The organism is Agrobacterium sp. SUL3 (assembly GCF_001263295.1).
Taxonomy (GTDB): domain Bacteria; phylum Pseudomonadota; class Alphaproteobacteria; order Rhizobiales; family Rhizobiaceae; genus Agrobacterium; species Agrobacterium tomkonis.
In genome coordinates, this window is record NZ_KQ414519.1 from 50,380 (window position 1) to 63,245 (window position 12,866).

At 58.3% G+C, this 12,866-nt stretch carries 15 protein-coding genes; 8 read left to right on the forward strand and 7 right to left on the reverse strand.

The features are described 5' to 3' along the window. Positions 1-4 precede the first annotated feature (4 nt). From virB10 to AKG12_RS25500, 4 genes are all read left to right on the forward strand, one after another. A complete protein-coding gene (gene virB10 / locus AKG12_RS25485; protein ID WP_052820923.1) occupies positions 5-1,339 on the forward strand; it encodes a type IV secretion system protein VirB10 in 1,335 nt (444 codons plus the stop codon). After that, positions 1,336-2,385 (forward strand): P-type DNA transfer ATPase VirB11, encoded by a 1,050-nt coding sequence (gene virB11 / locus AKG12_RS25490; RefSeq protein WP_052820924.1) that lies wholly within the window; start codon positions 1,336-1,338, stop codon positions 2,383-2,385. Before virB10 ends, virB11 begins: the two co-directional genes overlap by 4 nt. Next, the gene (locus AKG12_RS25495) at positions 2,354-5,116 is read left to right on the forward strand and encodes a type IV secretory system conjugative DNA transfer family protein (protein WP_052820925.1); all 2,763 of its coding nucleotides are present in this window, start codon (positions 2,354-2,356) and stop codon (positions 5,114-5,116) included. The genes virB11 and AKG12_RS25495 overlap by 32 nt, the downstream gene beginning before the upstream one ends. An 82-nt stretch (positions 5,117-5,198) precedes the next feature. Next, complete coding sequence (locus tag AKG12_RS25500) at positions 5,199-5,531, forward strand: hypothetical protein (protein ID WP_052820926.1); 333 nt, start codon at positions 5,199-5,201, stop codon at positions 5,529-5,531. A gap of 275 nt (positions 5,532-5,806) precedes the next feature. Here the strand turns inward: AKG12_RS25500 and AKG12_RS25505 are convergent, their stop codons facing one another. Further along, entirely contained in the window at positions 5,807-7,153 is a 1,347-nt protein-coding gene (locus AKG12_RS25505) for a DUF8535 domain-containing protein (protein ID WP_052820927.1), read from the reverse strand. A 339-nt stretch (positions 7,154-7,492) separates the two neighbouring features. On the opposite strand from AKG12_RS25505, the gene AKG12_RS25510 reads away from it, so the two are divergent. Further along, positions 7,493-7,798, forward strand: a complete 306-nt coding sequence (locus AKG12_RS25510; protein ID WP_237681275.1) for a helix-turn-helix domain-containing protein — start codon at positions 7,493-7,495, stop codon at positions 7,796-7,798. A 34-nt stretch (positions 7,799-7,832) separates the two neighbouring features. Here AKG12_RS25510 and AKG12_RS25515 read toward each other — a convergent pair whose 3' ends face one another. The 6 genes from AKG12_RS25515 to AKG12_RS25540 are packed head-to-tail and all read right to left on the reverse strand — an operon-like array spanning position 7,833 to position 11,042. Beyond that, entirely contained in the window at positions 7,833-8,360 is a 528-nt protein-coding gene (locus AKG12_RS25515; RefSeq protein ID WP_052820953.1) for a hypothetical protein, read from the reverse strand. A gap of 33 nt (positions 8,361-8,393) precedes the next feature. Beyond that, positions 8,394-8,765 carry a hypothetical protein gene (locus tag AKG12_RS25520; protein WP_052820929.1) on the reverse strand — a complete coding sequence of 124 codons (372 nt, stop codon included), beginning with the start codon at positions 8,763-8,765 and terminating at the stop codon, positions 8,394-8,396. A gap of 8 nt (positions 8,766-8,773) precedes the next feature. Then, on the reverse strand, positions 8,774-9,088 hold the full coding sequence (locus tag AKG12_RS25525) for a hypothetical protein (RefSeq protein ID WP_052820930.1): 315 nt from the start codon (positions 9,086-9,088) through the stop codon (positions 8,774-8,776). Then, positions 9,089-9,712, reverse strand: coding sequence for a thermonuclease family protein (locus tag AKG12_RS25530; RefSeq protein WP_052820931.1), 624 nt, complete (start codon positions 9,710-9,712; stop codon positions 9,089-9,091). After that, on the reverse strand, positions 9,709-10,362 hold the full coding sequence (locus tag AKG12_RS25535; protein ID WP_237681238.1) for a thermonuclease family protein: 654 nt from the start codon (positions 10,360-10,362) through the stop codon (positions 9,709-9,711). Before AKG12_RS25535 ends, AKG12_RS25530 begins: the two co-directional genes overlap by 4 nt. Next, entirely contained in the window at positions 10,362-11,042 is a 681-nt protein-coding gene (locus AKG12_RS25540) for a thermonuclease family protein (RefSeq protein ID WP_052820954.1), read from the reverse strand. The genes AKG12_RS25535 and AKG12_RS25540 overlap by 1 nt, the downstream gene beginning before the upstream one ends. A gap of 127 nt (positions 11,043-11,169) precedes the next feature. On the opposite strand from AKG12_RS25540, the gene AKG12_RS25545 reads away from it, so the two are divergent. From AKG12_RS25545 to AKG12_RS25555, 3 genes are all read left to right on the forward strand, one after another. Next, positions 11,170-11,571 (forward strand): hypothetical protein, encoded by a 402-nt coding sequence (locus tag AKG12_RS25545; RefSeq protein WP_052820933.1) that lies wholly within the window; start codon positions 11,170-11,172, stop codon positions 11,569-11,571. A 138-nt stretch (positions 11,572-11,709) separates the two neighbouring features. Next, entirely contained in the window at positions 11,710-12,459 is a 750-nt protein-coding gene (locus AKG12_RS25550) for a ParA family protein (protein ID WP_052820934.1), read from the forward strand. Between the two features lie 99 nt (positions 12,460-12,558). Further along, the gene (locus AKG12_RS25555) at positions 12,559-12,864 is read left to right on the forward strand and encodes a hypothetical protein (protein WP_237681239.1); all 306 of its coding nucleotides are present in this window, start codon (positions 12,559-12,561) and stop codon (positions 12,862-12,864) included. The last annotated feature ends 2 nt before the right edge of the window (positions 12,865-12,866 follow it).

Here is a 12,866-nt window from a genome sequence, read left to right on the forward strand (position 1 = left end):
GCTCATGTCGGATCCCAACTACCATTCCATCGACGCTGATGCATCCATCGGCGGACAGGTCAGGCGCGGTGGTATAGGCCTCATGCGCCCGTTTGCAGTCGTCGCCAGCATCGCCGGCGTCGGTGTCGTCCTGTATTTCCTTCTGGCGGGTGGGGAGGCGGAGCCGCCGATCGACACGACCCCTCGCGAGGAATTCCGGCCGGTCCAGACACCGAGAAATGAAGGGTTCCGGACGCCGTCACCGCCACCGCTGCCCACGGTCGAAGTCCCCGTAGCACCACCTCCGCCTCCGCCACCACCGGCGCCGCGGGTGCCGGCCGCAGCTCCTGTCGCACCGCCCGCGGACATCGATTGCTCCCGGGGCAAAAATCCCGACGACCCGAAATGCATTGAGCTGGAGCGGAAGGCGAAGTTGCTGGAGCGCGTCCGCTCCTCCGCCATGGTCTTCGACCAATCCGACCAGACGAGAAGTGCTTCGGCGACGTCGTCCGACGCTGCTGGCGCAGGTCCGTTTGGGGCGAGTAGCACGGCCAGTGCATCAAATACCGTTACTGGAGATGGCGGCGGGGCTGTCGATGGCGATCGTGCCTTCCTGAAGGCGATGGGCGGACAGGGGGTGGAGGTGTCGGCCGCCACAGAAAATCGCCGTACCGATGCCTGGATACCGCAGGGCACGATGATCCGCGGTACGCTCGAAACAGCCATCAACTCCGATCTCGCCGGGAGGGTGAAGGGGATTGTGCGTGAGGACGTCTATTCCTTCGATGGCCGTCGTATTCTTATCCCCGCCGGATCCTCGCTGATCGGTGATTACAAGTCCGGCGTCCAGAGGGGGCAGGAGCGGATCCTGATTGTCTGGACGCGGATGATCCGCGGCGACGGCGTCTCGGTGCAGCTCGGTTCCTATGGGACGGACCGTCTTGGCCGTTCGGGCATGACCGGCATGGTCGACAGAAAGAATTGGGAGCGGTTCGGACCGCCGGCGCTGATGACGCTGATCGGCGGCGCGACACAGTACATCGCGCAGCTTGGCCAGAAGGAAGACAGCTACATCACCATCGTTAACGACAACGGCACGGTCACCCGCATCCCGCAGGATAATGGGGAAAGTTCTCAGGACCGCGCCCGCTCGATAGCCGCAGAAACCATTGCATCGGGTATCCAGCAAATGGCAGCAACGGCGTTTGAGGATTCCCGCAACATCCGTCCGACCATTCACATTCCGCAGGGCTCCGATATCAATGTCTTTGTGACGCGCGATCTCGATTTTGCCGGCCTCTATCCTGACCCGGTGCGCGAAGAGTTCGAGCGGTTGCGCAAAGTGAGATACGGCAAATGAATGCCCGCCCCCAGATTTCCGCCGAACAGCACTTTCTGACCGAGGCGCTCGAGCCGATCCGGCTGTTCCTCGACGACCCCGCTGTCGTCGAAATCTCTTGCCAGCGCAGCAACGAAGTCTGGCTGGAGAAGATCGGCCAGCTCCGGATGGTGCGCCATGAAATCTCCGGACTGGACCAGGATGTCATCCGCCACATGGCGTCTCGCGCCGCTTCCTTCACAAAGCAGACGATCAATGCGGAGAATCCACTTTTGTCGGCGACACTGACAGGCGGCGAGCGCGTTCAGTTTGTTCTGAGCCCGACCTCGGCAACCGGTCACGCTTTCTCGATCCGCAAGCAGTTCATCCGACGGTTCGACCTCAACGACTATGAGGAAGCGGGCGCCTTCCGTTTCACCAAGGTCACCGGTGACGATTATCTCGATGATGTTGATATCGAGCTCTCGCGATTGTTGCGGATCGGAAAGGCGCGGGATTTTCTGGAGCTGGCAGCCGCCAATCATCGCAGCATGCTGATCTCGGGTGGCACCTCCACCGGTAAGACGACCTTTCTCAACACGATGCTGACGGCAATCCCCAACCACGAGCGTTTCATCCTCATGCAGGACACGGCCGAGCTCGAACCCCGCCAGGAAAACGTCGTCTCGTTGCTGGTCTCGAAGGGCGGACAAGGGGCGGCAAGGGTGACAATGGGCGACCTGCTGGCGACGGCGCTTCGTCTCCGTCCCGACCGCATCTTCATGGGGGAGCTGCGCGGCGACGAGGCGTTCGATTTTTTGAATGCGATCAACACCGGTCACCCTGGCTCGATGTCAACGATCCACGCCAACTCGCCGCACCATGCCTTCAACCGCCTCTCGACGCTGGTGCTCAATAGCAATGTCCGCATGGAGCGCGATGATATCATTCGCTATATCCGCTCGATCATCCCGATCGTAGTCCAGTTGAAGAAGAGCGACGCCGCCGGCGGGCGCGGTGTCAGCGAGATCTATTTTGCCGACGAGGTTGATGAACATGGCCAGCGTATTCACAGACGGAGAGATTGATCGCCCGAAATGGACGGGGCTCCAGAAACTGTCTTTTCTCACACTGCCTGTCGCGCTGGTTGGCGTAGTCTGCATTTGGCTGGCCTTCTTCACCTTGATCTACGACGCCTATGTCGTTTCCTTCGGTTCAATGTCGTATTTCGACTATGTGGGCTATGTGCGGTTCGCTGATGCCGCTCGCTACACCTGGTCGATCATCCTTACGCGCAACACGGTTGGTTTGTCGCTTCTGGCATTCACGCTTGCATCACCCTTCCTGTTCTTCCTGATGTGCATCTGGATGCTCAAGGGCGGCAGGGCGCTGTCGCGCAAAATCCTTTATCTCTTGCATGTCCGCTCGATGTTCAGCCTGATTGCACTGACCGCGCTGATCTTTGCCGCCGCCTGGGCTGGCGCTTTTATCTACGGCTTTGCCTTTTATCTCGTTGCCACGAAGGCTGGCGAACATGCCGAAATCGCCAGCTACTACGGCAGCCATCTTGCCGCAATGTATCAGGCGCCGTTCGGAACGACGGATACAGCCGGGGTCTATCAGCGGCCATCCCGGCAGACGGTCCAGGCTACACTCGTGGGGCTCGCCGCCGCCGGCGCGCTGGTGGGCTTTCCGATTGGTGCAGCAATCCAGAAACGCCAGCGGATGATCATGGGCAGGGCCCGTCTTGCCACCCTCAAGGATGCGGCAGACTTTCGCTTGCGCGACAAACACGGGATCGTGCTTGGGCTCAAGCAAGGACTTCTTCTGCGCAACGATGGTGACCAGCATGTGATGCTGATCGGCTCCCCCGGACAGGGAAAGTCGCGTGGCTTTGTTATCCCCTCCATGATGAGTTTCGAGGGCTCGCAGGTGGTGCTCGACATGAGCGGTGAGCTGTTCGAGGAGACCTCCGGTTTTCTGAAGGACAAAGGATTTGAGACTTTTCTGCTGGCGCCAGGATCGAAATTTACCGACGGTTACAACCCGCTCGACCTGATCAGTACGGACCCACACCAGCGCATCACCGACCTTCAGAAATTGACGCAGATGCTGCTGCCGGAGCGGCTTCGCTCCGATTCTTCCGATTTCTGGGAGGAGAGCGCCCGGATTCTGCTCACCGCCATGCTTGGCTTCGTGCTCGAATGCCCCGACACCCGCAAGTCGCTAAGCGAGCTCTACCGTATCCTTAACTCGATGTCTGACGAGCGTACGGCAATTGTTCAGCTGCTGGAGAACTACGAAACGGTCCTTTCCGATCAGACCCGTATGCAGCTCACCAAATTTGCCGGCCGGCACGAAAAGCTGGGTGAGGGGATTGCGGCCGAAATCGTCGCCAAGCTCAACTTCCTGCAGAACCCGCTCGTGGAGGCGTTGACATCAATCACCACCATTCCGGTCGATACCATACGGAAGCGCAAGCTGGTGATCTATATCCAGGCCGACTGGAATGCCATCCAGATCTATGAGCGGCTGATCTCGATGTTCATCCAGCAAATGGCCGACAAGCTTGTTCAAATGGGTCCTTTGCCCGATGGCGAGCACGAAGTGATGATGATGCTTGACGAGTTTGGCAATGGAGGCCGCATTGACACGGTGCTGACGCTCGCCCCCTTGATCCGCAAGAACGGGGTGCGGTTCGTCTTTATCCTTCAGGACGGCGCCCAGCTGGAGCGATTGTACCAGCGGTCCGGACAGAAGATTCTGATGGGAGCATCGACGATCAAGGTCTTCATGAACTTCCAGAACCAGGACGATGCAATGGCGGTCTCGCTCGCGGCCGGAAAGACGACGGAATGGGTCGAACAATCGTCCTATTCCCATCGCCATGGCCGTCGTCAGCGATCAATCTCGAAGGTGCCGATGTCAGTCGATCTCCTTCCGGTGAACACGTTGATGATGATGAAACCGGAAGAGGCGATCCTGCAGGTCACCGGCATGCCGCTGATGCGGATCATGAAACTGGACGCCGGCGGCGAGCGTATGTTCGCGAAAGTCCGCAAGTTCAAGATGGTGTCGAAACCCTGTCTGAAGCCTGTTGAGTGGACGATCACCGACAGTGACTGTCTCGAGTCCGTCACGCCAGCTGTACCGGATATAGCCGCGCCCAGCGATCAGGCCAGCTTGAAATTCGGAACTGACATCGATCTGGCTGCCATCGAGCGGGTCCGGAAGCCGCAAGATCTGCGCTACATCGTGAAGGACGGCGTTCGTCACGTTTATATTTCCTCTCTTGACGAGCTGCGTCGCCGGCTGAACCTCGATGAGACTCGCGCCGCAGGCCTGGTCGAAGAAGAATTTGGTAATGAGCCGCAGCCGGGACGTAAACCCGCGCATGGTGCGGCTGGCCGGAAAGAGAAACGCGGTGAGCCGAAGGAAGCCCCCGTTGAAGACGCCGATAGCATTGATCTCGATGTCGATGAAGAAAAGCTTGGCCAATCTTTCTACCCAGGATCTCCGACAAGGCGGCAGAATTATCCGGATGGCGCATCCGGTTCACCTATTCTCCGACGCCAGGAAGTAAGAGAAGCATTCGGAGGCGAACTTCAGGCTTTGAATGACGTCATCTTCCGGCAGGCTGCGGAAAATGTAGTTGAGCCACAAGCGCTGAACGCGGACGTTGAGCTCCTCATAGACACCCTCTCGGGCAAGCTGACGGAGGACAGTTCGAGGGCATGGCTACGTGAATTCGCAGACACGGCGCGCGATCCTTTGCGCGAAGATGGGGCGCCGCCCGATAGCAGGCCGGGGAACGACTAATCGCCTGGCCTCAGACCAATCGTAGTTCACAGGGCCAGACCAAGTCAGGTCGCGGTGCCCGAGCATCAGGAGAACAACAACCATGGCCAAAATCGAGCGCCTCTCGACGCTTTATATCGCCGATAAACGTCATCTCGAACGGATCGTTTCCGCGGCACGGGCCGACCCGGGCTTCTGGCTGATGGTGAAGGAGCGCGAAATGGAACTGAGAACGATGCGCGCCGAGCTCAGGCGCCTCGCTGCTGACGACAGCGAAATCGACCATCTGTCTCCGAAGAGGCTTAAGCCAACACTTTCTGATCTCGCGGACGAGCTTGTAACGCGTATGTTCGGGAGTTGCCCTCGAGACATGCTGGTGCCGGTTCAGAATGCCCTGCTGGCTGCGGCAAAGCGCGAACTGGATGAGTATCCGTAGAGCCGACCAGTTCGTTTCGGACTGACCTACAGGCATTGATAGCGGTTGGACGAACTCGTGGCGCACAGGCTTGGACATTACTTACAAGGGATAGTTTCCCAGTGCGAATCCGCCCAGGGCCTTACCAGCTGATTTCCACGAACCTGAGATCAGTTTATAACATGAAATGGAATGTATTAAACTACGGCTATAGCCTGATATAGTCACGATGAAAATCAGCCCATAGCCTGTTTTTCGGTTGGTTGTGCATGCCCTGATACGCTTACTATTGCGCTTCATACGTGCCGGACATTGTCGATGACCCAACCTTGCAGGCGCTTCGCTGTCGCTTGCGCATTTGCCTCCGTTAGATCCTCGGGAACGATACTGAATATCGGTCCGAGCTGCTTCATGCGCGGAACGGTTTTTTCCTTGGCCTCGCGATACTCATCAGTTTCCATGCCGAAGGCCTCGACGATCAAAGTTGCGGGCGTATGGTCCTTGTAGGTTGCCTCCACTATGAAATCCGGCCGGCACGGGCCGAGCGGTGTTTCGGTCGCAAAAAGCGGCTTGGTGATCTTGACGCGGAGATCAGGAACGCCTTCCAACAGGGACCCCTGAAGCCAGAACAGGAGATGGCACACATCTCTTTCAAAACCGGATTCCACCGGATATAACGTGTCGCCATTGTAGACCGGTTGGGCATAGGCCTGGACAGCCCTGGCTGGTCCCTCGTCATCGTCGCCGAAGTCCACGTTCAGCAAAGTAAGGAATGGGCCGCGACGAGCCGGGTCGCCGCGCAGCGGCTGTCGCACTTTCCCGATCACGTCGATTGGTCGCGAGGACGATGCCGGCAAGATTGTCTGAACGGATATGGATTTCGCAAACAGCAGCATGAAGCCCGTGCGACGAAGCGTTCCGGGCCAGTCTGGACGCGATGTTTCGAGCAGGCGTTGCCAGCGGCTGTCAGCCTCCTGGTAGTCAGCCGCCCACGTCGACAGAAGAGCGTTGAATGACCATGTTCTCAAGACTCGAAGTTCTTTGGCGGCGGCGCGCAGCTTTGACAACTGATTTCGCAGTGTGAGACCGTACTCATCCTGCAGGGGAGAAACGACGTTCACGCCAGCGTCGTCGAGCAACCGCCACAGGATGCCGCCGAGCCTCGACGGTCTGTCGTTTCGCTCGGTCGAGCGGTTGATGTCGTGGTCGGCGACGTCAGCAAGACGGTCGGGGATGGCCGGCAATGCGTCGATATAACTCCGATCGGACTTTCGCAGAGGCCGAATGTGGTAGCTACGATCGATGAGCGCCGGCGTGGCGTCCTTATCCACGTGAAATGGGCAACTGATTGTGTGGTTTGGCCGCTCCTTATGGCGAACAGGGTCTTCGTCTTTCGACGTCAGTCGCCGCAGCGTATAGGTGTGCTGTTGCCGGATCGGGGCGAGGAGGGGCTGGAGCCGACCGGTGAGGCAATCGCACTCGATCCAGCCGTTCATCACCTTGGCTTGCCGGATCACAGCGAGGGCGATTGACTTCTCAGCATTGGAAGCAGCGTTACCATACCACGCCCGAAGTGCAGCCGCCTCTTCCTCGGTAAGCTCTGCCAGGCCGTGAGCGGGGCCGTTTCTGACAACTATGCGCATGAATTTTGCGAAACAGGAGGATGCAGACCTTCCTCCGGCCCTGCGGTCCGAGCAGCCCCGCTTGCATGGGCGGATCGCGCCGGTGTACGAAGCGTAAAGGGGTTGTGAAATGCCCAATTTGAACTATGGACAACAATTGGTTTACGCTTGGGTGGTGTAGTTTGTAGTCGATATCGGGTGACGGATGAGCAAAAGAGTTTCAAGGAGAGTTTCAATGCGCCATCGTGGTGCGCCCTGCCATTACCTTGGCGGCATGTTTGACTGTCGCTGCGTGAGTCCGATCGGGGCTGGGGATGGCGACCAATGCCCCGTCTGAAACGCCAGCCCCCGGTGGAGGCCGTGGACATTTCGACGATCGACACGTTGTCTTTCCAGGAGAGGCTTGCTATCGGTCTCGAACGATTGAAGGCCGAACGCAAATTGACGAATCGGGAGCTTGCTGAGCAGCTCGGCGTACACGAAGCATACATATCGCAGGTGACGCGTGCCATGCGAGACGTCAAGCTATCGACACTCGACAAGATGCAGCGCGAGTGGAATGTTGTCATCGAGGATTTGCTCAGGATCACCGAAGCCGACCTCCATCGGATAGCGGTTTGGAAAGCCCGCCGAAAGAAACAGAGAGGCGCCGCGACCGACTCGTGATGCTGAGGTCGCCCCAGCGGTGGCAGGAAAAGCCCTAGTGGTTCAGGTTAAACCAGAACCTTTCTTTCACCCCGTTGTCGTTCGGAATATCGAAATAGTAGGGATCCGCGCGGCGAGGCCGCGGAGTGGCAATCTGCTGGATGCAGCTTTCGCCATCTCGGCCGAAGCGCCGATTGATCGTCAACCCTGCTGAGCTGGTGTTGCCATCGTACTGGCCCGACGCCCGGCAGACATTGACCGTTTCGATGCATTGATCAGGTTCTCCCCGCCAATTGTTGTCGCCACCTCGCGAGGAGTAGCCCACCGTGGTGCCGGCAGGGCAATCCTCGTAGGTTTCACGACCAGGCTTTCCCGCCTTCGCCTCATGGCAGATGGGCCAGGAGAAGCCGGGTCTGGACATGGCGGTGATGAGTTTGCGCATTGGCGGCACGCAGTAGGAGACACCGTGCCAGGATGGGTTTTTCGATGCGGCGCACAGCAGAACCTGACATCCCCATTCGGCGTCTTCGGCCTTTGCTGGCGCCGCCGAAAGCGCGCCTATCAAGCCAGCGGACAATAACATGATCGCCTTCACAGTGCGTCTCCTTTGAGTGGCCTACTGGATTTGTACCCAGGTGTTGTCGATTTTCGCGAACGACAGGGTGCCGGGCTGCGTCGTACCCGCGAAGGAACCGCTTGTTGTTGTGATGATGCCGGTGCAGGTGACACCGGGTACGGCCTGACGAGGTTTGCACTCCGAGATACGGATCGTGCGGCCCGATTTGGCGATCGCTGCACTCGCTTGCCTGTCGTCGGGAAAGTCAAACGCCGGCTGCCGTTGAAGCTCACTCTCGAGCCGCGCGACCTCCTGTTCAAGTTCCATTATCCTGTCGGCCCGTTCAAACTCGTTGATCGTATACCCGCCAGCAGATCCCACGACGAAAGCAATACCGGCGGCGACAAGCGATCCGTAGTCGAGCTTCTTCATCGGCAACCTTAATATCCTTCGATCCCGAGGCGTTTCAGGATCGCGATCGGATTGGTTTCGCACTCCGATTTCCATTCGCGATGCTTGGCGCAGGCGTAGGCGTATTGGCTAAGGTCTGCCGAAGACAGGTCTGCAAGCCTGTTGCCAACCGCCTTCCATTGCTGCACGTCTGCCGGATCGCAGCCCGCACCGCCCGCACCGCAAAAGTCCGGATCGCGTTGTTCGACCTGGGTTTGCGTGGCGCCGTCCTGCGCGCCGGCGGCAACCGGAGAAACAGCCAGTAGAATGGCAATAATGGTCGAAGTTTCGAAAGGGCGTTTCATTTAACCTCCGTGCACCTGCGTGAACGACAGTGCTTTGTCGGGAGTGACGGGCAGGGGCAGGGGAAGCCCCTCTTGGGTGGCTGGCGTGGGGCCATCAGATTTCTCACCGGACTCTGGCGATCCGTTGTAAAGCCAGGGCGGAGATAAGTCCGGCGACGACCAGATGCCAAAGCCAAGCCCTCTCGCCTTCCTCTCAATGTCGAAATAGGCACGAACCGGGGGCTCGTTGGGATAGTTGAAGGCGTAGCCGATCCCTTCGGCTACCGCCGTCGCCGCCAGATTGGTCTCGCCTACAAAACAATGGGCGATCAGGCGCTTGTTGTCGTCGCGCCCGACCGGTGCGCAATTGACATTCTGGCCGAGCGTTCGAAGGATCATCCACGCGCGCGAGACCTGACCGACAGGCCATGTCACACCTTCGGTCGTCGCGTTCTGCAACAGCTGAGGAGCTTCATAACCAGCAAGACGGACGAGCTGACGGGTCTTGATAAACTCGAATGTGGTGCCATCAATGACCTGAACCTTGCCGTATATCTGACGGGGAACATCGGATGGGCGGGCTTGCGCCAGCGTCCCTGTCGGGATGTGAGCGACGACAATCGTCGAGATGGTGGCAAGCTTCATCGCGACACTCCGGCTTGTTGCATCAGAACAGAGACGGGGTGCGGCATATCTGGATAGTCCCAAAGACCCGCGCGGGCGGTGCGGGCGCTTTCCTCAGCAACCCTGTATCCGGGAACAATGACTTGGCCGGTGCTGTCGACTGCCGCAAATCCCCATCCTTGCGCGATAACGTAGGTCGCAAGATCATATCGGTGCTCCCCGGCAGTCGTCTGGCATGCAACCACGGCATTGTTCTGGTCGATCATCTGAATGGTGGCGCAGACGGGCTTTGTATCCCTGACCAGCGCCTGCATCATGATCACGTTGAATTCACCGCAGTCGCGCGAGCTTCCCTGGGATACGGTAACGGCGGTCCCGCGAAGGCATGACTGGAGGCCATAGAGCCGATACCGTTGCCCGTTTGAGACCCAGCTATCGCCGGTCTCGAACTCTGCATGCGTCGGGAATGGTGCGAAGGCGGAAGATGGCGGAAGCGCCACGTCTTCCGTGGCAGGAGCGTCAGCTTGCGACGTCTGAACGGGGACGACCGGCAGCCAAGGCGGTTGCGTATGTGGGACTTCACTGCCGGCCAGCATCGGCATTATGACGAAGCCTGCGTAGAAGCCGGAGACTGCGATCGTGGAAATGAGCATCAATGTTCCGATCTGCATCAGTGCATTGTCGGATTGGCGCGGTAACGCTCACCGTAGGGATGGAAGAAATGGGCGCTGGCCCAGATGCCGGCTTTCGCTTCTCGCGCGACTTGTTCCGCCCGAGCATATTCCGGGAAGATCGGCTGGCCAGCACGATCACGGAAAGCAAACGCTACGCCTTTGCGAATGAGTTCCTCAGAGAGCGACCGCACCGTGTCTCCGTCCATGAAAAAGCATTCCGCATATCGTACCGTCGGCTGGCCGGAGTTCCGTCCAAGTTCATGGCAGGGGAATGCAGTGCCAGCGATAGCCTGTACCTCACCGATGGTCGCCGTCATCGCTGCAAGTGAGATAATGGTACAGGTGGCAATGACACTCGCATATTCGAGCGGCTCGGTCGAAAGGCAGCCTTGAACCCCTGCAAGTTTGATGATCGTTCCATCCGCCGCAAAAAATGCGCTGCCGCTCAACGCGGCTTTTGGGGTGACACTTTCAAGATCAAGTCGCGTTGTGATCGAGGACGTGTCGAATGGTGTTGGCGACGCGGGGATCAGGTCTCGCCCCTGCACATAAGCCTGCTGGTAGTGGCTGACGAACTCTTCAGTCGTGTCCGCCCTAACCGTCTCGGGCAACGAGACCAGAGCACCCAAAAGGCTGTAAATGAGGTGGCGAGAAGATCGCCATGCGCCATTCTTCATGTTCGCATCCGTCATCTGTTGACTTTTTTGAATATGCACGAAATTGTACTGTAGTGCAAGTATGGAAAAGTTCTGAAAATTGAGGTAAGGTTGTTCAGACGTTCGATTTGTGTGTGGGGATAAGAGGATGGCGATGTATCGGAAGGCACTCACGGTCTTCACTCTTCCATTCCGTGCTGTCTGGTTGTTGATACAGATTGCGTGTTTTTTACTGGTGTCAGCGGCATGCATCCTAGTTGCGGCCTTCGTCGGCTACTGGGTAGTCTTGACGCTTTCCTATGCCTTTCTGCCGCTTGAAACGACCGAGAACATTTGGCAGTGGGCGTCCGATCTTTATGAGCAATCGGTATGGTTCAAGGCCGCGACGATCGTCGCGTACTTGCTGCTCATTCTGCCGATCCTTCGGTTTTGGCCGGGCGAAGATTCAATTGTCGAGGCAGCACGTAAGCGCGAAATGATGCGGCTCAATGAGGGAGTAATCGCAGCCCGACGTCAGGATGAAGCACTGGCAAAGCTTCGCGGCCGGTAAAGAACGCGTTTCCCTCTTGTCATGTGGGGAACGAAAGCAACTTGTCGAATTGAACGGATTTCGATCTTCCGCTTTCGAACGCGTGAGCGGAATCGGTTGATCGTAACATCGGCTTCGGCTCAAAAGGGTGAGGATTTTATGACTGTCAAACCTCTCTCGCTCGCCATATCGACCTTCAAGGGCGGCGCCGGAAAGTCGACTCTGAACGTCAATCTTGCTGCGGAGTTTGCGCAACAAGGCCACAGGACGCTTCTGATCGATTGCGACGAGCAGGAATCATCGACGCGCTGGTATAATGTCTCCATGAAGCGGGGGCTTTTGCCGACCGACGGAACGTTGTTACATTTGCGCGTAGCGCCCGGAGACAGGTTTCGTGAACGGCTTGACAAGGCCCCGGACTCGGACATACGGATCTACGATGTCGGCGGCTACGTGCATCAGCGCGCGATCGAGGTTTACCACGAGTGCGATGCAATCCTCATCCCGGTCATTCCCGAACCAACGGCTGCGACCTCAGCCATCAAGGTGGCCACGATCCTGACCGAGATCGGCCGGAAGCGGGACAGGGGACCGATCCCTTACGCAGCGATTTGGAACTACGTGGACATGATCGCCCTCAAACACAATCGATCCCTTCCCGAGGTTCACGCCATCCTGACGAGCGGCCGGATACCCATGGTCGAGACGGTCGTGCGCAAAAGCAATCATTTTAGCGATGTCGGGGCCGGTTATGGTTCCCTCTACTCCAAGCTGGCGGGCATCGCAGACAATCCGTCGTTGACGCCGTCGGCCAAGCGCAGGGCGTCGGAAAGCGTGCTTGACGCAATCGATCTGGTGAAGAGGATCAACAATGAGTTCATCGGACTTCTGCAGACGGAGGCCGCCTAAACGATGCCAAGGGAAAGAACGCTTGCCGGAAACATTCTCGCCCTCGCCCGATCCCGTGAAGAGGAGTCTAAGGATGTTCAGGAGGCCGCGACATCGTACATGCCGACGACCATCGACCTCGACACACTCATGCCTGATGGTGATGCCCAGGGAGAGGGAACCGCGCCTTCTGCGGCCAATGTACCTAAGGCCCACACCCCAGCCAGGCAAGAACGCAAGGAGCGACCTGTGGCGACGGCGCCCGCAAAGGCGGCTGGCGTGTCCGGCAAACGAAAACGGATATCGCTCTATATCGACGACGACGTGTTGACGAAGATCTTCCAAGTTTCGTTGGAGCAACATGAGCAACTGTCGTCGGCGACGCACAGGCTCATCCTCGAGGCGCTGAAGGCGAGGGGGTTGTAGAT

What these genes read in the sequence shown, in the direction of transcription:
- virB10 (WP_052820923.1), top strand. Translation starts at nt 5, where the DNA reads ATGTCGGATCCCAACTACCATTCCATCGACGCTGATGCATCCATCGGC.
- virB11 (WP_052820924.1), top strand. Translation starts at nt 1,336, where the DNA reads ATGAATGCCCGCCCCCAGATTTCCGCCGAACAGCACTTTCTGACCGAG.
- AKG12_RS25495 (WP_052820925.1), top strand. Translation starts at nt 2,354, where the DNA reads ATGGCCAGCGTATTCACAGACGGAGAGATTGATCGCCCGAAATGGACG.
- AKG12_RS25500 (WP_052820926.1), top strand. Translation starts at nt 5,199, where the DNA reads ATGGCCAAAATCGAGCGCCTCTCGACGCTTTATATCGCCGATAAACGT.
- AKG12_RS25505 (WP_052820927.1), bottom strand. Translation starts at nt 7,153, where the DNA reads ATGCGCATAGTTGTCAGAAACGGCCCCGCTCACGGCCTGGCAGAGCTT.
- AKG12_RS25515 (WP_052820953.1), bottom strand. Translation starts at nt 8,360, where the DNA reads ATGTTATTGTCCGCTGGCTTGATAGGCGCGCTTTCGGCGGCGCCAGCA.
- AKG12_RS25520 (WP_052820929.1), bottom strand. Translation starts at nt 8,765, where the DNA reads ATGAAGAAGCTCGACTACGGATCGCTTGTCGCCGCCGGTATTGCTTTC.
- AKG12_RS25525 (WP_052820930.1), bottom strand. Translation starts at nt 9,088, where the DNA reads ATGAAACGCCCTTTCGAAACTTCGACCATTATTGCCATTCTACTGGCT.
- AKG12_RS25530 (WP_052820931.1), bottom strand. Translation starts at nt 9,712, where the DNA reads ATGAAGCTTGCCACCATCTCGACGATTGTCGTCGCTCACATCCCGACA.
- AKG12_RS25535 (WP_237681238.1), bottom strand. Translation starts at nt 10,362, where the DNA reads ATGCAGATCGGAACATTGATGCTCATTTCCACGATCGCAGTCTCCGGC.
- AKG12_RS25540 (WP_052820954.1), bottom strand. Translation starts at nt 11,042, where the DNA reads ATGAAGAATGGCGCATGGCGATCTTCTCGCCACCTCATTTACAGCCTT.
- AKG12_RS25545 (WP_052820933.1), top strand. Translation starts at nt 11,170, where the DNA reads ATGGCGATGTATCGGAAGGCACTCACGGTCTTCACTCTTCCATTCCGT.
- AKG12_RS25550 (WP_052820934.1), top strand. Translation starts at nt 11,710, where the DNA reads ATGACTGTCAAACCTCTCTCGCTCGCCATATCGACCTTCAAGGGCGGC.
- AKG12_RS25555 (WP_237681239.1), top strand. Translation starts at nt 12,559, where the DNA reads ATGCCGACGACCATCGACCTCGACACACTCATGCCTGATGGTGATGCC.